This is a genomic window from Escherichia sp. E4930, assembly GCF_005845405.1.
Lineage (GTDB): Bacteria > Pseudomonadota > Gammaproteobacteria > Enterobacterales > Enterobacteriaceae > Escherichia.
This window is the reverse complement of sequence record NZ_VCDZ01000004.1, coordinates 105,911-123,207: the sequence shown is the minus strand read 5'-3', so window position 1 is coordinate 123,207 and position 17,297 is coordinate 105,911. Positions and strand designations below refer to the sequence as shown.

At 48.8% G+C, this 17,297-nt stretch carries 17 protein-coding genes; 11 read left to right on the top strand and 6 right to left on the bottom strand.

Annotated elements, in window-relative coordinates; all coding sequences use genetic code 11:
• Positions 1-55: 55 nt before the first annotated feature.
• Both FFT88_RS07515 and bcp read left to right on the top strand, forming a co-directional pair.
• Positions 56-628 (top strand): glycine cleavage system transcriptional repressor, encoded by a 573-nt coding sequence (locus FFT88_RS07515; RefSeq protein WP_130207451.1) that lies wholly within the window; start codon positions 56-58, stop codon positions 626-628.
• Entirely contained in the window at positions 628-1,098 is a 471-nt protein-coding gene (gene bcp, locus FFT88_RS07510; RefSeq protein ID WP_130207453.1) for a thioredoxin-dependent thiol peroxidase, read from the top strand. Before FFT88_RS07515 ends, bcp begins: the two co-directional genes overlap by 1 nt.
• A gap of 108 nt (positions 1,099-1,206) precedes the next feature.
• Here bcp and FFT88_RS07505 read toward each other — a convergent pair whose 3' ends face one another.
• The gene (locus FFT88_RS07505) at positions 1,207-2,268 is read right to left on the bottom strand and encodes an AI-2E family transporter (RefSeq protein ID WP_130214583.1); all 1,062 of its coding nucleotides are present in this window, start codon (positions 2,266-2,268) and stop codon (positions 1,207-1,209) included.
• Positions 2,269-2,480: 212 nt separating this feature from the next.
• Between FFT88_RS07505 and bepA the strand changes: the two genes are divergently transcribed.
• On the top strand, positions 2,481-3,944 hold the full coding sequence (bepA, locus tag FFT88_RS07500) for a beta-barrel assembly-enhancing protease (RefSeq protein WP_130214585.1): 1,464 nt from the start codon (positions 2,481-2,483) through the stop codon (positions 3,942-3,944).
• 20 nt (positions 3,945-3,964) lie between these two features.
• Complete coding sequence (arsC, locus tag FFT88_RS07495; protein WP_130222014.1) at positions 3,965-4,324, top strand: arsenate reductase (glutaredoxin); 360 nt, start codon at positions 3,965-3,967, stop codon at positions 4,322-4,324.
• Between the two features lie 137 nt (positions 4,325-4,461).
• Here the strand turns inward: arsC and FFT88_RS07490 are convergent, their stop codons facing one another.
• From FFT88_RS07490 to upp, 3 genes are all read right to left on the bottom strand, one after another.
• Positions 4,462-5,163, bottom strand: a complete 702-nt coding sequence (locus FFT88_RS07490) for a DnaA inactivator Hda (RefSeq protein WP_074399451.1) — start codon at positions 5,161-5,163, stop codon at positions 4,462-4,464.
• A gap of 95 nt (positions 5,164-5,258) precedes the next feature.
• Positions 5,259-6,548, bottom strand: coding sequence for a uracil permease (gene uraA / locus FFT88_RS07485; protein ID WP_135404531.1), 1,290 nt, complete (start codon positions 6,546-6,548; stop codon positions 5,259-5,261).
• An 88-nt stretch (positions 6,549-6,636) separates the two neighbouring features.
• Positions 6,637-7,263, bottom strand: coding sequence for a uracil phosphoribosyltransferase (gene upp / locus FFT88_RS07480; RefSeq protein ID WP_130207463.1), 627 nt, complete (start codon positions 7,261-7,263; stop codon positions 6,637-6,639).
• A 314-nt stretch (positions 7,264-7,577) separates the two neighbouring features.
• Here upp and purM point away from each other — a divergent pair, with 314 nt between their 5' ends.
• The 4 genes from purM to ppx all read left to right on the top strand — a co-directional run bounded on the left by purM (position 7,578) and on the right by ppx (position 13,040).
• Entirely contained in the window at positions 7,578-8,615 is a 1,038-nt protein-coding gene (gene purM, locus FFT88_RS07475; RefSeq protein ID WP_064526256.1) for a phosphoribosylformylglycinamidine cyclo-ligase, read from the top strand.
• On the top strand, positions 8,615-9,256 hold the full coding sequence (purN, locus tag FFT88_RS07470; protein ID WP_130222015.1) for a phosphoribosylglycinamide formyltransferase: 642 nt from the start codon (positions 8,615-8,617) through the stop codon (positions 9,254-9,256). The genes purM and purN overlap by 1 nt, the downstream gene beginning before the upstream one ends.
• Before the next feature lie 172 nt (positions 9,257-9,428).
• Positions 9,429-11,495, top strand: coding sequence for a polyphosphate kinase 1 (ppk1, locus tag FFT88_RS07465; protein WP_130207473.1), 2,067 nt, complete (start codon positions 9,429-9,431; stop codon positions 11,493-11,495).
• Positions 11,496-11,498: 3 nt separating this feature from the next.
• Positions 11,499-13,040 carry an exopolyphosphatase gene (gene ppx, locus FFT88_RS07460; protein ID WP_130207475.1) on the top strand — a complete coding sequence of 514 codons (1,542 nt, stop codon included), beginning with the start codon at positions 11,499-11,501 and terminating at the stop codon, positions 13,038-13,040.
• Positions 13,041-13,084: 44 nt separating this feature from the next.
• On the opposite strand, the gene FFT88_RS07455 is transcribed toward ppx, so the two are convergent.
• Positions 13,085-15,328, bottom strand: coding sequence for a sensor domain-containing phosphodiesterase (locus FFT88_RS07455; protein WP_135404530.1), 2,244 nt, complete (start codon positions 15,326-15,328; stop codon positions 13,085-13,087).
• 181 nt (positions 15,329-15,509) lie between these two features.
• Positions 15,510-15,650 carry a hypothetical protein gene (locus tag FFT88_RS25270; RefSeq protein WP_165383135.1) on the bottom strand — a complete coding sequence of 47 codons (141 nt, stop codon included), beginning with the start codon at positions 15,648-15,650 and terminating at the stop codon, positions 15,510-15,512.
• A 28-nt stretch (positions 15,651-15,678) separates the two neighbouring features.
• On the opposite strand from FFT88_RS25270, the gene FFT88_RS07450 reads away from it, so the two are divergent.
• The 3 genes from FFT88_RS07450 (at position 15,679) to FFT88_RS07440 (ending at position 17,255) form a co-directional block, all read left to right on the top strand.
• Positions 15,679-15,870, top strand: a complete 192-nt coding sequence (locus tag FFT88_RS07450; RefSeq protein ID WP_165382789.1) for a YfgG family protein — start codon at positions 15,679-15,681, stop codon at positions 15,868-15,870.
• A 311-nt stretch (positions 15,871-16,181) separates the two neighbouring features.
• Positions 16,182-16,700 carry a glycine zipper 2TM domain-containing protein gene (locus tag FFT88_RS07445; protein ID WP_165383134.1) on the top strand — a complete coding sequence of 173 codons (519 nt, stop codon included), beginning with the start codon at positions 16,182-16,184 and terminating at the stop codon, positions 16,698-16,700.
• A 15-nt stretch (positions 16,701-16,715) separates the two neighbouring features.
• Entirely contained in the window at positions 16,716-17,255 is a 540-nt protein-coding gene (locus FFT88_RS07440) for a DUF5384 family protein (RefSeq protein WP_130214597.1), read from the top strand.
• The last annotated feature ends 42 nt before the right edge of the window (positions 17,256-17,297 follow it).

Sequence of the window (17,297 nt, the reverse complement as noted above, 5' to 3'; positions counted from 1 at the left end):
TGTTTTTTTTATGCTTTCCTTAGGAACATCTCACCCCCTTAAAGGAATAACCAGTTTGACACTGTCATCGCAACATTATCTGGTGATCACTGCGCTGGGTGCCGATCGCCCAGGAATTGTGAATACCATCACCCGTCATGTCAGTAGTTGCGGCTGTAATATCGAAGACAGTCGCCTGGCGATGTTGGGAGAAGAGTTCACGTTTATCATGCTGCTTTCCGGTTCATGGAACGCCATCACCTTGATTGAATCAACGTTACCGTTGAAAGGCGCCGAGCTGGATCTTTTAATCGTGATGAAACGAACGACCGCTCGCCCACGTCCACCGATGCCCGCATCTGTCTGGGTTCAGGTCGATGTGGCGGACTCCCCGCATTTAATTGAGCGCTTCACAGCACTTTTCGACGCACACCATATGAACATTGCAGAACTGGTGTCACGCACGCAACCTGCTGAAAATGAAAGGGCTGCGCAGCTACATATTCAGATCACCGCCCACAGCCCGGCGTCTGCGGACTCAGCAAATATTGAGCAAGCGTTCAAAGCACTATGTACAGAACTCAATGCGCAAGGCAGTATTAACGTCGTCAACTATTCCCAACATGATGAACAGGATGGAGTTAATTAATGAATCCACTGAAAGCCGGTGACATCGCACCGAAATTTAGCTTGCCGGACCAAGACGGAGAACAAGTTAATTTGACCGACTTCCAGGGACAGCGTGTTCTGGTTTATTTCTACCCGAAAGCCATGACCCCCGGCTGTACCGTACAGGCCTGCGGCTTACGCGATAACATGGAAGAGTTAAAAAAAGCGGGCGTTGATGTGCTCGGTATCAGCACCGATAAACCTGAAAAACTTTCCCGTTTCGCAGATAAAGAACTGCTTAACTTTACGCTTCTGTCCGATGAAGACCACCAGGTATGCGAACAATTCGGCGTCTGGGGCGAGAAGTCTTTCATGGGCAAAACCTACGATGGTATTCACCGTATCAGCTTCCTGATCGATGCCAACGGCAAAATCGAACACGTATTTGACGATTTCAAAACCAGCAATCACCACGACGTAGTGCTTAACTGGCTAAAAGAACACGCCTGATTACTTTGCTCCATTCCGTGCTGGCTGCGCTTGCGGCCAGCACATTTCACATCCGGTGATGTAAATCACGCCCTGCGACACTCGTTTCAAAGCCCTTTTCGCTGAAGATTACTCTTGCGGGATTTGACCATCCGGCCAGGCATGGATTACTGCTTTGATTAGCGTTGCCAGTGGGATAGCGAAGAATACGCCCCAGAATCCCCACAGCCCGCCGAAAATCACCACCGATAAAATAATCACCAACGGATGCAGGTTCACGGCTTCAGAGAACAACACCGGTACGAGTAAGTTACCGTCCAGCGCCTGGATAATCAGATACACCGCGAAGCAGCTCCAGAACTCGGTGCCAGCGCCAAACTGGAATAGCGCCACGCCGACCACCGGAATGGTCACCACGAATGCGCCAATGTACGGAATAAGCACCGAGAAACCGACCAGCACCGCCAGCAGCAGCGAATAGTTCAGCCCAAAGAGTAAGAATCCCAGCCAGGTGGCGATCCCCACCACGATCATCTCCAGTACCTTGCCACGGATGTAGTTGGTGATTTGCTGGTTCATCTCCTTCCACACCTGCCCTGCCAGTCCACGGTTGCGCGGCAGCACCCGACGAACGGCATTCAGCATTTGCTCTTTGTCTTTCAGCAGGAAGAAGACCATCAATGGCACCAGCACCAGATAGACAGCAATGGTCAGCAAACCGACCAGCGAGGCGAGGGAGATTTTCACCACTGAATCGCCCATGGTAAGCATCCGGCTACGCATATTGTCAGCCATCGCATCAATAATGCCCGCGTCCATCAACGCCGGATAGCGGCGCGGCAACGTGGCGGCAAAATCAGAAAGCTTATTGAGCATGCCCGGCATATCGCGGATTAAATAAATGCCCTGTTGCCAGGCGATAGGCATGACCACAAATGCCATCAGTAGCAGGATGCCAACAAACAGGACCAGCACAATCGACGTCGCCCAACGGCGGGAACAGCCAATAGATTGCAGGCGCACAGTGGGCCATTCCAGCAAATAGGCCAGCACAATAGCCACCAGCAACGGCGCGAGTAATCCACTAAAGAAAAAGATAATGCCAAAACCGGCAACTAAAATAACCAGCAAGGCAATCGCTTCCGGGTCGCTAAAACGGCGGCGATACCATTGCATCAACATTTCGAGCATAAAGACCTTCCCTGAACCTCAAGAGGGGGATTGCGATCCGCAATTGTATCGAAATGTCACAAAAAAGACTTCGCTTTTTATGACGGATTAAGGAAACTGAAAAGTCATTTGAGTGGGCTAATCTTCGTCGTTACACTCAAAGGCGGCGCGGTGGGAACGATATTTCACAGTATCGGTCAAATGACTATCTCCAGAAATACAGGACAGAGGTTATGTTCAGGCAGTTGAAAAAAAACCTTGTTGCTACCCTCATTGCTGCTGTGACCCTCGGTCAGGTAGCCCCGGCGTTTGCCGATAGCGCAGACACCTTGCCGGATATGGGAACCTCCGCAGGAAGCACACTTTCCATTGGTCAGGAAATGCAAATGGGCGACTATTATGTTCGCCAGTTACGCGGCAGCGCGCCGTTAATTAATGATCCGCTATTAACGCAATACATTAACTCGCTGGGGATGCGTCTGGTTTCGCATGCCAATTCAGTTAAGACGCCATTCCATTTCTTTCTGATCAATAACGACGAAATTAACGCCTTTGCTTTCTTTGGCGGCAACGTAGTGCTGCATTCTGCCCTGTTCCGTTATTCCGATAACGAAAGCCAACTGGCTTCGGTTATGGCGCATGAAATCTCCCACGTCACCCAGCGCCACCTGGCGCGAGCGATGGAAGATCAGCAACGTAGCGCACCACTCACCTGGGTCGGGGCGTTAGGTTCTATTTTACTGGCGATGGCCAGTCCGCAGGCGGGAATGGCAGCGCTGACCGGTACGCTGGCGGGAACACGCCAGGGGATGATCAGCTTCACCCAGCAAAACGAACAGGAAGCAGACCGCATTGGGATTCAGGTGCTGCAACGCTCGGGGTTCGATCCGCAGGCGATGCCGACCTTCCTCGAAAAATTGCTCGATCAGGCGCGTTACTCTTCGCGTCCGCCGGAAATTTTGCTGACTCACCCGTTGCCGGAAAGCCGTCTGGCTGATGCTCGTAACCGTGCTAATCAGATGCGCCCGATGGTGGTGCAATCGTCAGAAGATTTCTATCTGGCGAAAGCGCGTACTCTAGGGATGTACAATTCCGGACGTAATCAGCTCACCAGCGACTTACTGGATGAATGGGCGAAAGGCAATGTTCGTCAGCAACGGGCGGCGCAATATGGTCGTGCTTTACAGGCGATGGAAGCCAATAAATACGACGAGGCGCGTAAAACGCTGCAACCGTTACTGGCGGCAGAACCTGGCAACGCATGGTATCTCGATCTGGCTACCGATATCGATCTTGGGCAAAACAAAGCCAATGAGGCAATCAATCGCCTGAAAAATGCCCGTGATTTACGCACCAGTCCTGTGTTGCAACTCAACCTGGCGAACGCTTATCTGCAAGGCGGTCAACCACAAGAAGCGGCCAATATTCTGAATCGCTACACCTTTAATAATAAAGATGACAGCAATGGCTGGGATTTGCTGGCACAGGCGGAGGCCGCGCTTAATAACCGCGATCAGGAACTGGCTGCGCGAGCAGAAGGTTATGCGCTGGCCGGGCGACTCGATCAGGCCATTTCTCTGTTAAGTAGCGCAAGTTCGCAGGTGAAATTAGGCAGCCTACAACAAGCGCGTTACGATGCGCGCATCGACCAGTTGCGCCAGTTGCAGGAACGCTTTAAGCCTTATACCAAGATGTAATTCGCATTAAAGGAAGAACAATGACCAAACAGGTAAAAATCTACCACAACCCACGCTGCTCAAAGAGCCGTGAAACGCTGAACCTGCTGAAGGAAAATGGTGTGGAGCCGGAAGTGGTGCTCTATCTTGAGACACCCGCCGATGCGGCAACGCTACGTAATTTGCTGAAAATGTTGGGGATGAATAGCGCCCGTGAACTGATGCGCCAGAAAGAGGATCTTTATAAAGAGTTGAATCTTGCAGACAGTTCGCTTAGCGAAGAAGTGCTGATTCAGGCGATGGTGGATAATCCGAAGCTGATGGAACGCCCGATTGTGGTCGTGAATGGCAAAGCGCGGATTGGTCGTCCACCGGAGCAGGTACTGGAAATCGTGGGTTAAGATGTGCTCCATCGCTAGTTGAAACACATTGCCGGATACGACGCTTGCCGCGTCTTATCCGGCTTACGAATACTATGGATTAACTTCGCGTAGGTCGGATAAGGCGTTCGCGCCGCATCCGACAATAAACACCTTATCTACAACTTCAGAATTTCTTTCACAAACGGAATGGTCAGCTTACGTTGCGCGGTAATCGACGCACGATCCAACTGATCCAGCGTCATAAACAACGTGCGCATTTCTCTGTCGAGCCGCTTCAGCAAGAAACGCCCCACATCTTCCGGCAGTTCAAAACCACGCAAACGGGCGCGTAACTGTAATGCCTGCAATTTGTCTTCATCAGAAAGTGGCTGCAACTTGTAGATCTGCCCCCAGTCGAGACGTGACGCAAGATCCGGTAACCCCAGATTCAACTGACGAGGTGGACGATCACCAGTGATCAGCAACCGTGTTTTACCTGACTCCAGAATCCGATTGTAGAGATCGAAAATCGCCATCTCCCACAACTCATCGCCAGCAATACACTCAATATTGTCGATGCAAACCAGCGACAGTTGTTCCATACCATCGAGCACTTCCGGAACAAACCAGGTGCGTTTATCCAGCGGGACATAACCTACCGCATCGCCACGCTGCGACAATTCCGCGCAAGCCGCGTGCAGCAGATGGCTGCGCCCCGCGCCTTCGCGTGCCCAGAGATAGATGTAACCGCTATGTTCCTGACGCAGCACGTTTTTCATCGCGGCCAGTAAAGAGGAGTTATCCCCCGGCCAGAAACTTGCAAAGGTTTCGTCGTCAGGAAGATAAAGTGGCAAAGAGAGCTGTGCCGGTGTGTTCAGAGATACCTCAACCAGGGATTTCACAAAATCACGAGAAGTTTACCACAGAATTCCATCATGTTTGAACCGGGCAGCATTACTGCCCGGTCGCTACATTATTTTTCTGTTATATCGGCGTCTTCTGCATCCAACACCACTTCTTCCGGACGGAGCACGCTAATCAATTTAAAGATCAGGCTTAAGCCAATGCCGACGATGGTCGCCAACGCCATACCTTTCAGCTCTGCGGCACCGATGTTTACCTTCGCGCCGCTGACGCCGATGATCAGGATCACGGAAGTCAGGATCAAGTTCTGTGCTTTGTTGTAGTCCACTTTCGATTCAATAAGTACGCGAATACCAGAAGCGCCGATGACACCGTAAAGCAGCAGCGAAACGCCGCCCATCACCGGCAGTGGGATCATCTGGATAGCAGCAGCCAGTTTACCAACACAGGAGAGCAGAATGGCGAAGATCGCCGCACCACCGATTACCCAGGTACTGTAGACGCGGGTGATCGCCATAACGCCGATGTTTTCCCCGTAGGTGGTGTTTGGCGTGGAACCAAAGAACCCGGAGATAACGGTCGACAGGCCGTTAGCGAACATGGAACGGTGCAGGCCCGGATCGCGCAGCAGATCTTTTTTCACGATGTTAGCCGTTACCACCAGATGCCCCACGTGTTCGGCAATAACCACCAGCGCCGCAGGCAGAATGGTCAAAATGGCAAACCACTCAAAGCGCGGCGTGTAAAAGGTCGGCAGAGCAAACCAGTGAGCATTAATAATCGGCGTGGTATCGACAATACCCATTGCGAAGGAGAGCGCGTACCCCACCAACACGCCAATCAAAATCGGGATAATCGCCAGGAAACCGCGGAACAGAACGGAACCTAAAACCGTAACCGCAAGGGTAGTAATGGAGATAATGATGGTTTTGGAATCTGGCGTTTGCCCTTCAGCCGGGAGTAAGCCAGCCATGCCAGCGGCCACGCCCGCCAGCTCCAGACCGATGACAGCAACGATTGCCCCCATTGCCGCTGGAGGAAACAGCACATCCAGCCAGCCAGTCCCTGCTTTCTTCACAATAAAAGAAACCAGACAGAACAGCACGCCGCACATAATAAAGCCGCCCAGCGCGACTTCATAACCCAACGGCAACAGCAATAACACCGGAGAAATAAAGGCAAAGCTCGAACCAAGATAAGCCGGGATTTTCCCTTTACAGATGAAGAGATACAGCAGCGTTCCGATACCGTTAAATAACAGTACGGTCGCCGGGTTGATATGAAATAAGACGGGCACCAGGACGGTTGCACCAAACATGGCGAACAAATGTTGTAAACTAAGCGGGATTGTCTGTAAAAGTGGCGGTCTTTCACTCACCCCGATAGCACGGCGCGTCATAGTATTATCCTCTGTATATTATGTGTTATAGGCGCTTTACTCAAAAAAAAGCCGACTCTTAAAGTCGGCTTTAATTATTTTTTATTCGTTATTTCGTACCAAAGATTTTATCACCAGCATCGCCGAGGCCCGGAATAATGTATCCGTGCTCATTCAGTCCCTGGTCAATCGATGCGGTATACAGCTCGACGTCCGGATGCGCTTTTTCCAGCGCAGCGATACCTTCTGGCGCAGCTACCAGCACCAGAACTTTGATGCTGCTGCAGCCCGCTTTTTTCAGCAGGTCGATGGTCGCGATAACGGAACCACCGGTTGCCAGCATTGGGTCAACGATCAGCGCCATACGCTCATCGATGTTAGAAACCAGTTTCTGGAAGTACGGTACCGGCTCCAGTGTTTCTTCATCACGGTACATACCGACTACGCTGATGCGCGCGCTCGGAACGTTTTCCAGAACACCGTCCATCATCCCCAGACCCGCACGCAGAATTGGCACCACGGTAATTTTCTTACCTTTGATCTGGTCGATTTCTACCGGGCCGTTCCAACCTTCAATAGTGACTTTTTCCGTTTCGAGGTCGGCGGTCGCTTCGTAAGTCAGCAGGCTACCCACTTCGGAAGCGAGTTCGCGAAAGCGCTTGGTGCTGATATCTTGCTCACGCATCAGTCCCAGCTTGTGTTTGACGAGTGGGTGTTTGACTTCCACGATCTTCATACTCTTTCTCCTTTGAGGGCAGCCACAAAAAAAATCGACGGATTATACCGCCTTTTTTTAAGGCGGCAATATTATTTTCGTTGACTTTAGGCAAATCAACAACTGTTTGATAAAAAAATCATTTCACATTCAAATGGTTATTTATTTCCATTATCTCACAATACAATCATTCAATACGTTTATTTATGCGCTACTACCCTGCCTGGTAGGCAGAAAAAGGTTGTGTAAAGCAGTCTCGCAAACGTTTGCTTTCCCTGTTAGAATTGCGCCGAATTTTATTTTTCTACCGCAAGTAACGCGTGGGGACCCAAGCAGTGACCGATAAAACCTCTCTTAGCTACAAAGATGCCGGTGTTGATATTGACGCGGGTAATGCTCTGGTTGGAAGAATCAAAGGCGTAGTGAAGAAAACGCGTCGTCCGGAAGTCATGGGCGGTCTGGGCGGCTTCGGTGCGCTGTGTGCATTGCCGCAAAAATATCGTGAACCCGTACTGGTTTCCGGCACTGACGGTGTAGGCACCAAGCTGCGTCTGGCGATGGACTTAAAACGTCACGACACCATTGGTATTGATCTGGTCGCCATGTGCGTTAATGACCTGGTGGTGCAAGGCGCAGAACCGCTGTTCTTCCTCGACTATTACGCAACCGGAAAACTGGATGTTGATACCGCTTCAGCGGTGATTAGCGGCATCGCGGAAGGTTGTCTGCAATCGGGCTGTTCACTGGTGGGTGGCGAAACGGCAGAAATGCCGGGGATGTATCACGGCGAAGATTACGATGTCGCTGGCTTCTGCGTTGGCGTGGTAGAAAAATCAGAAATCATCGACGGTTCTAAAGTTAGCGACGGCGATGTGCTCATTGCGCTCGGCTCCAGCGGCCCGCACTCGAACGGTTACTCGCTGGTACGCAAAATTCTCGAAGTCAGCGGTTGTGACCCGCAAACTACAGAGCTGGACGGAAAACCTTTAGCCGATCATCTGCTGGCGCCAACCCGTATTTATGTGAAGTCAGTGCTGGAATTGATTGAAAAGGTTGATGTTCACGCCATTGCGCACCTGACCGGCGGCGGTTTCTGGGAAAACATTCCTCGCGTATTACCTGAAAACACTCAGGCAGTGATTGATGAATCCTCCTGGCAGTGGCCGGAAGTGTTCAACTGGTTGCAAACAGCAGGTAACGTCAGCCGCCATGAAATGTATCGTACCTTCAACTGCGGCGTCGGGATGGTTATCGCCCTGCCTGCTCCGGAAGTGGACAAAGCTCTCGCCCTGCTCAATGCCAACGGTGAAAACGCGTGGAAAATCGGTATCATCAAAGCTTCTGATTCCGAACAACGCGTGGTTATCGAATAATGAATATTGTGGTGCTTATTTCCGGCAACGGAAGTAATTTGCAGGCAATTATTGATGCCTGTAAAACCAACAAAATTAAAGGCACCCTACGGGCAGTTTTCAGCAATAAGGCCGACGCGTTCGGCCTTGAGCGCGCCCGCAAAGCAGGTATCGCAACGCATACGCTTATTGCCAGCCAATTTGACAGTCGGGAAGACTATGATCGGGAGTTGATGCACGAAATCGACGTGTACGCACCCGATGTAGTCGTTCTGGCCGGTTTTATGCGCATTCTCAGCCCAGCGTTTGTTTCCCACTACGCCGGGCGTTTGCTGAACATTCACCCTTCCCTGCTACCGAAATATCCCGGCTTGCATACCCATCGTCAGGCGCTGGAAAATGGCGATGAAGAACACGGTACATCAGTGCATTTCGTCACCGATGAGCTGGACGGCGGCCCGGTGATTTTGCAGGCTAAAGTTCCGGTTTTTGCTGGTGATATGGAAGATGAAATCACCGCTCGCGTGCAAACTCAGGAACATGCTATTTACCCGTTGGTCATTAGCTGGTTTGTTGATGGTCGTCTGAAGATGCATGAAAACGCCGCGTGGCTGGATGATCAGCGTCTTCCACCGCAGGGCTACGCCGCCGACGACGAGTAATCTTCCGCATATTTAAAGCGCCAGCGCTACTGCTGGCGCTTCTCATTTATCCTGTAAATCGCAGGCTTCAGCAGTTTTTTTCCCCCTTTTCTGGCATAGTTGGACATCTGCCAACATTGCTCGCCATAATATCCAGGCAGTGTCCCGTGAATAAAACGGAGTAAAAGTGGTAATGGGTCAGGAAAAGCTATACATCGAGAAAGAGCTCAGTTGGTTATCGTTCAATGAACGCGTGCTTCAGGAAGCGGCGGACAAATCTAACCCGCTGATTGAAAGGATGCGTTTTCTTGGGATCTATTCCAATAACCTTGATGAGTTCTATAAAGTTCGCTTCGCTGAACTGAAGCGACGTATCATTATTAGCGAAGAACAAGGTTCTAACTCTCATTCCCGCCATTTGCTGGGCAAAATTCAATCCCGCGTGCTGAAAGCCGATCAGGAATTCGACGGCCTTTACAATGAACTGCTACTGGAGATGGCGCGTAACCAGATCTTCCTGATTAATGAACGCCAACTCTCCGTTAATCAACAAAACTGGCTGCGTCATTATTTTAAGCAGTATCTGCGCCAGCACATTACGCCGATTTTAATCAATCCTGACACTGACTTAGTGCAGTTTCTGAAAGATGATTATACCTATCTGGCGGTGGAGATTATTCGTGGCGATACCATTCGTTACGCGCTGCTGGAGATCCCATCGGATAAAGTTCCGCGCTTTGTGAATTTGCCGCCGGAAGCACCGCGCCGACGCAAACCAATGATTTTATTGGATAACATTCTGCGTTACTGCCTTGATGATATCTTCAAAGGCTTCTTTGATTATGACGCGCTGAATGCCTATTCGATGAAGATGACCCGCGACGCCGAATACGATTTAGTACACGAGATGGAAGCCAGCCTGATGGAGCTGATGTCTTCCAGTCTGAAACAGCGTTTAACCGCAGAGCCGGTACGTTTTGTTTATCAGCGTGATATGCCTAACGCGCTGGTTGAGGTGTTGCGTGAGAAACTGACTATTTCTCGTTACGACTCTATCGTCCCTGGCGGCCGTTACCACAATTTCAAAGACTTTATTAATTTCCCTAATGTCGGCAAAGCGAATCTGGTTAACAAACCACTGCCGCGTTTACGCCATATCTGGTTTGATAAAGCCCAGTTCCGCAACGGTTTTGATGCCATTCGCGAACGCGATGTTCTGCTCTATTACCCTTATCACACCTTTGAGCACGTACTGGAACTGTTGCGTCAGGCCTCGTTCGATCCGAGCGTGCTGGCGATTAAAATCAACATTTACCGTGTGGCAAAAGATTCACGCATCATCGACTCGATGATCCACGCTGCGCACAACGGCAAGAAAGTGACCGTGGTGGTTGAGCTACAGGCACGTTTTGACGAAGAAGCTAACATTCATTGGGCGAAGCGACTAACCGAAGCTGGCGTGCACGTTATCTTCTCTGCGCCGGGGCTGAAAATTCACGCCAAACTGTTCCTGATTTCACGTAAAGAAAACGGTGAAGTCGTGCGTTACGCGCATATCGGGACCGGGAACTTTAACGAAAAAACCGCACGTCTTTATACCGACTATTCGCTGCTGACTGCCGATGCGCGCATCACCAACGAAGTGCGGCGGGTGTTCAACTTTATTGAAAACCCATACCGTCCGGTGACATTTGATTATTTAATGGTGTCGCCGCAAAACTCCCGCCGCCTATTGTATGAAATGGTGGATCGCGAGATCGCCAACGCACAACAAGGGCTGCCCAGCGGTATTACTCTGAAACTGAATAACCTGGTCGATAAAGGACTGGTCGATCGTCTGTATGCGGCATCCAGTTCCGGCGTGCCGGTAAATCTGCTGGTACGCGGGATGTGTTCGCTGATCCCCAATCTGGAAGGCATTAGCGACAATATTCGTGCTATCAGCATTGTTGACCGTTACCTTGAACATGATCGGGTCTATATTTTTGAAAATGGCGGCGATAAAAAGGTTTACCTTTCTTCCGCCGACTGGATGACGCGCAACATTGATTATCGTATTGAAGTGGCTACGCCGCTGCTCGACCCGCGCCTGAAGCAGCGGGTACTGGATATCGTAGATATTCTGTTCAGCGATACGGTGAAAGCACGTTATATCGATAAAGAACTCAGTAATCGCTACGTTCCCCGCGGGAATCGCCGGAAAGTTCGGGCGCAGTTGGCGATCTACGACTACATAAAATCACTCGAACAACCAGAATAACCTATGCCAATACACGACAAATCCCCTCGCCCGCAGGAGTTTGCTGCGGTCGATCTTGGTTCAAACAGTTTCCACATGGTTATTGCCCGTGTGGTGGATGGCGCCATGCAGATTATTGGCCGCCTGAAACAACGGGTACACCTGGCAGATGGTCTGGGGCCAGATAATATGTTGAGTGAGGAGGCGATGACGCGCGGTTTAAGCTGTCTGTCACTGTTTGCCGAACGCTTGCAAGGTTTCTCTCCCTCTAGTGTTTGCATTGTCGGGACACATACACTGCGTCAGGCACTGAACGCTACTGATTTTCTGAAACGCGCCGAAAAGGTTATTCCCTATCCGATTGAAATTATTTCCGGCAACGAAGAAGCTCGTCTGATTTTTATGGGTGTGGAACATACCCAGCCGGAAAAAGGTCGCAAACTGGTTATTGATATTGGCGGCGGCTCAACGGAGCTGGTAATTGGAGAAAATTTCGAACCGATTCTCGTCGAAAGCCGCCGGATGGGTTGCGTTAGCTTTGCCCAGCTTTATTTCCCTGGTGGGGTCATCAATAAAGAGAATTTTCAGCGTGCACGCATGGCGGCTGCACAAAAACTGGAAACATTAACCTGGCAATTCCGTATTCAGGGCTGGAACGTTGCAATGGGAGCTTCCGGCACGATTAAAGCCGCCCATGAAGTGTTGCTGGAAATGGGCGAGAAAGACGGCATTATTACACCAGAGCGCCTCGATAAACTGGTGAAAGAAGTATTGCGTCATCGTAATTTCTCGGCGTTAAGTTTGCCGGGTCTGTCGGAAGAACGGAAAACGGTTTTTGTTCCTGGTCTGGCGATTTTGTGTGGTGTATTTGATGCCTTAGCCATTCGCGAACTGCGGCTTTCTGACGGGGCGCTGCGTGAAGGCGTTTTATATGAAATGGAAGGACGTTTCCGCCATCAGGATGTGCGTAGCCGCACCGCCAGCAGCCTGGCCAACCAGTATCACATTGACAGTGAACAGGCCCGACGGGTGCTCGACACAACTATGCAAATGTACGAACAATGGCGGGAACAGCAACCGAAGCTGGCCCATCCACAACTGGAAGCATTACTGCGCTGGGCCGCCATGCTGCATGAAGTCGGATTAAGCATTAATCATAGCGGCCTTCATCGCCATTCGGCGTATATCCTGCAAAACAGCGACTTGCCAGGATTTAATCAGGAACAACAACTGATGATGGCGACGCTGGTGCGTTATCATCGTAAAGCGATTAAGCTCGACGATCTGCCGCGCTTTACGCTGTTTAAGAAAAAACAGTTCCTGCCGTTAATTCAACTGTTGCGCCTTGGCGTATTACTTAACAATCAACGTCAGGCAACCACGACACCGCCGACATTGACTCTTATTACTGATGACAGCCACTGGACGCTACGTTTTCCACATGACTGGTTTAGCCAGAACGCGCTGGTATTGCTTGATCTGGAAAAGGAGCAAGAATACTGGGAAGGCGTGAGTGGCTGGCGGTTAAAAATTGAAGAAGAAAGCACGCCGGAAATCGCGGCTTAATATGAAATGAAAACGGGCCAACCTGTTGCGTTGGCCCAAATGAATTACGCGCTTTCTCGAACCGGTTCTCTTTCAGCCGTAATCGCAATTAACGGCTGCGGTTCACCAATCAAAGAGCCTTGCAGGTAATCAATACCCAAAGAGTGTACGGCTTTGCGAATCTCTTCATTTTCAACATACTCCGCAACCACTTGCATTTTCTTCATTCGTGCCAGATGACAAATCGATGCCACTATCTGGTAATCCAGGCTATTCGAGGCAATATTACGGATGAAGCTGCCATCAATTTTTAATAAATTGGCATTCACATTTTTTAGCCGTGCATAGCTTGCGTATCCGGTACCGAAATCATCAATAGCAATCTGGCATCCTAACTCCTGCAGATGTTGTAACGTGTTCTGTGCCTGCTTAACATTGGTAAGGGCATTACTTTCGGTGACTTCAAAGATAAGCTGCCACGCCTCTATTTGGTATTTCGCCAATAACTTACTCATTTTAACAGGAAAGCGAGCCTGACAAACTGAAGTTGGCGACAAATTAATCGCAAATCGTTGGGCGGGCATTTTCTCTTTATTTTCCCCCATAAACTGCAATGTATGTTCGATGACCCACATGTCGATACTGGACGATAAGCCAAATTCATGCGCAACCGGCAAGAAATTATCAGGATTGATGAGTTCATCATTCTCCCCTCTCATACGCAGCAAAATTTCATGATAGACATCGCCGCGCACTCCAACAATTGGCTGGGCCATAAGGCAAAAATCGTCGTGCTCAAGCGCCTGCTGTAGCCGATTCATCATTGCCACTTTGTCTTTTAATTCTCGTTGCAGATACATTGCTCCGCGACGCTGCATATTTTCCGGGGCATTAGTCACTATAGAGAGTTCAGCAACCGTACTTAGCTCACCTAACAGCAAATAAATATGATTCACTGGCGAACGGACATAGCAATAGCTGACACCAATCTGTGGTTGCAATGGCATATCATCCCAAAAGAAACGAAACTGCTTAAGATGGTTATCCAATGCGATAATGCGCTCCTGGTGAGACTCTGTATTCAGTCGCAGCGCGAGATCATTGCCAGAAAGCTGATAAACGTCTTCTCCGGGTTCCAGTAAAGGTGCCAGCCAATGTGAAAGCTTTTGTTTGTATTGGATACGCAGCATGATGCCATAGTTCTTTACCAGCATTTCCATACCGGGAATGCGTAAAAAACATAGCGCGGACCAGGGCGCATCACGCAGCGCGCGATTCAAAGCGCGAACATTCGGCAGATGAACAACCGGGTCCACGTAAGCCAGCCGCTGAATGCGTCTGGTCACCGCTCGTTGACGCGTTGCCAGAACTGCCATGTAATTGACGATAAAAGAAAATACCAGATAGCTGGAGGAGGTTATGGTTAGTTGAGTGGTATACCCATGATAAAGGGGAATATAATTCTGGTAGCTATGAATACTGATCATCAGCACTATTGCCCAGAGCAACGAGATCAGCTTGTAGCCATAACGCATCGCTCCCCACATCATCAGCGGCAGCAATAACGACAAGGTATAGTTGGTGCTGAAAATTGTGCTTTTTTCATTTAAAGGCATACATAGCAGAAATAACAATGCGCCCAGAGCAAGCAACCACAGCGCGAACTCTTTTTTTGTAACTTTACTGTCAATCTGTTGTTTTAATTGAGAATAATAACTTCGTAAATAAAATGGATTTCGTACAGAACGAATGATGAAGTAGCAAAGCGGGACGCCTATCAGATTACCCACCAGCAAGGCCTGGTAATTGATTAAGGTTCCCAGATTTAAGGGCATGACGCCAACCAGATTTGTTCTGCTCGCCAGTAAACCTACAAACGCAGCAAACTGGAAGAGCACCAGAAACAACGTTGCAGGGAAAACAATCTGCCAAAAAATGCGCTGGGAAATTAAGCGGGTATCACCATGTGAAACGTTGTTACGCCGGGGCGTAAACACCTTATAGCCCCCCCAACAAAGAATAATAATGATAATGAAATTAACCGTTAACGAGAGCGTTTCATAAAAACCAAGTTCGGCATACTTACGAACAAAAATCCCTAAAGCAATACCTGGTAATGCTGCCCAGCTAAAAAACATCATCATGCTGATCATCAGCGCAAGCGGCAGATAAAAGAGAAAAACTTCACCAGAAGAAATATGTGCGAAAGTATTTATATGGGCGAAAAAAGGCAAGATTATAGACGGCAGGATCAGCGGAAGCCCCCACCATTTATCACGTATATTTATATAAGTTGCATTCAATTTCATAGATGCTCAGCAGAACCCCCTACATCCTGAAAGGGTGTATTCAGACAGGCATCCCACCTGACTTCGATGGATGATTATTCATCGCTATTAAGGAGCATTGATTTTAAGTGTCATATGAAAGTTCCAATTGATATATATCAAACAAAATTACCCTAATTAATGAATTATTACGTTTATAATGTTAGCTCGTCATTATTACATCATTGTTGTAAATAATTAAATTAACTTCCATAACATTAAAACATGTATCAGCTAACGCTTTTTTACATAATGAACAATTGACCATTGCGTCTGGGTATGCCTTAATGTAAGTACCGTCCATGGTATGGACATACCTTGAGGAACCCTTTGTGAGTCAGCCAACCAGTATGCGAAAACGACACCGATTTAACAGTCGCATGACTCGTATCGTATTGCTTATCAGCTTTCTCTTCTTCTTTGGCCGCTTTATCTACTCGTCCGTTGGCGCCTGGCAGCATCATCAGAGCAAAAAAGAAGCTCAGCAATCCACACTCTCTATCGAATCCCCGGTACAACGTTAGCGATTACCTTCGTCACCTTTACTGAACAAGACGGCTCAATACTGTCAGACACGGTTGCTCTTTGTTGTTATCAAAGCGGCAGGCATTTATTTATCTAAATTTTACCTCTTTGTCCTGATTTCGAATCATTCTGCAATAAGATGCAATGTATATTAGACATAATATATATGTTTTTATTATGCGTTAACGCGTATTTATTTACTCAATGAATTAAAATAAATTTAATCTATTCCTCCATAGTCTATACATTTACTTTCCTCTTTCGATGATCTTAAATGTCTTGTTTTTCGTAAAGTCTATAACAAGGAATAGTGATGAAATTTAAAAAATGTCTTCTGCCTGTGGCAATTTTAGCGTCATCCATGTTGGCAGGATGCCAATCAAATGCTGACGATCATGCCGCCGATGTTTATCAAACTGATCAACTGAATACCAAACAAGAAACCAAAACCGTTAATATCATTTCCATTCTACCTGCGAAAGTAGCGGTAGATAATTCGGAAAATAAAAGGGCAGCACAGACGTTTGGCGCACTGATTGGTGCTGTCGCTGGCGGTGTGATTGGACATAACGTAGGGTCTGGCAGCAATTCAGGTACTACTGCGGGTGCAGTTGGCGGCGGTGCCGTAGGTGCGGCTGCAGGTTCTATGGTGAATGATAAGACGTTAGTGGAAGGGGTTTCGTTAACCTATAAAGAAGGGACCAAGGTGTATACCTCTACTCAAGTGGGTAAAGAGTGCCAGTTCACAACGGGTTTAGCCGTTGTCATTACCACTACGTATAACGAAACACGCATTCAGCCAAACACAAAATGTCCTGAAAAAAGATAGCAATCAGGAGGACTCATGAAGAAAGTTTTTCTTTGCGCCATTTTAGCCGCTGTTAGTAGCTCGGCTTTCGCCTCTTCATTACAGGATCAACTTTCAGCTGTCGCTGAAGCTGAACAGCAAGGTAAAAATGAAGAGCAAAGACAGCATGACGAATGGGTAGCAGAGCGCAACAGGGAAATTCAGCAAGAGAAACAACGGCGCGCAAACGCTCAGGCCGCCGCCAATAAAAGAGCGGCGGCAGCAGCAGCGGATAAGAAAGCTCGCCAGGATAAACTCGACGCCGAAGTCACTGCGGATAAAAAACGCGATCAAAGTTATGAAGATGAGCTGCGCAGTTTAGAGATTCAGAAACAAAAACTGGCGCTGGCGAAAGAAGAAGCCCGCGTTAAGCGCGAGAACGAATTTATCGATCAGGAGCTGAAGCACAAAGCCGCGCAAACTGATGTCGTGCAATCTGAAGCTGACGCTAACAGGAATGTGACAGAAGGTGGCCGCGATTTGATGAAAAGCGTGGGTAAAGCAGAAGAGAATAAATCGGACAGTTGGTTTAACTAATCGATGTCCGTCACTTCAAGCCTATGATTCGTGAGGATTATA

Bases quoted from the DNA above. Each gene is read 5' to 3' on its own strand.
- bcp (WP_130207453.1), top strand. From the start codon at position 628: ATGAATCCACTGAAAGCCGGTGACATCGCACCGAAATTTAGCTTGCCG.
- FFT88_RS07505 (WP_130214583.1), bottom strand. From the start codon at position 2,268: ATGCTCGAAATGTTGATGCAATGGTATCGCCGCCGTTTTAGCGACCCG.
- bepA (WP_130214585.1), top strand. From the start codon at position 2,481: ATGTTCAGGCAGTTGAAAAAAAACCTTGTTGCTACCCTCATTGCTGCT.
- arsC (WP_130222014.1), top strand. From the start codon at position 3,965: ATGACCAAACAGGTAAAAATCTACCACAACCCACGCTGCTCAAAGAGC.
- uraA (WP_135404531.1), bottom strand. From the start codon at position 6,548: ATGACGCGCCGTGCTATCGGGGTGAGTGAAAGACCGCCACTTTTACAG.
- upp (WP_130207463.1), bottom strand. From the start codon at position 7,263: ATGAAGATCGTGGAAGTCAAACACCCACTCGTCAAACACAAGCTGGGA.
- purN (WP_130222015.1), top strand. From the start codon at position 8,615: ATGAATATTGTGGTGCTTATTTCCGGCAACGGAAGTAATTTGCAGGCA.
- ppk1 (WP_130207473.1), top strand. From the start codon at position 9,429: ATGGGTCAGGAAAAGCTATACATCGAGAAAGAGCTCAGTTGGTTATCG.
- ppx (WP_130207475.1), top strand. From the start codon at position 11,499: ATGCCAATACACGACAAATCCCCTCGCCCGCAGGAGTTTGCTGCGGTC.
- FFT88_RS07455 (WP_135404530.1), bottom strand. From the start codon at position 15,328: ATGAAATTGAATGCAACTTATATAAATATACGTGATAAATGGTGGGGG.
- FFT88_RS25270 (WP_165383135.1), bottom strand. From the start codon at position 15,650: ATGGACGGTACTTACATTAAGGCATACCCAGACGCAATGGTCAATTGT.
- FFT88_RS07440 (WP_130214597.1), top strand. From the start codon at position 16,716: ATGAAGAAAGTTTTTCTTTGCGCCATTTTAGCCGCTGTTAGTAGCTCG.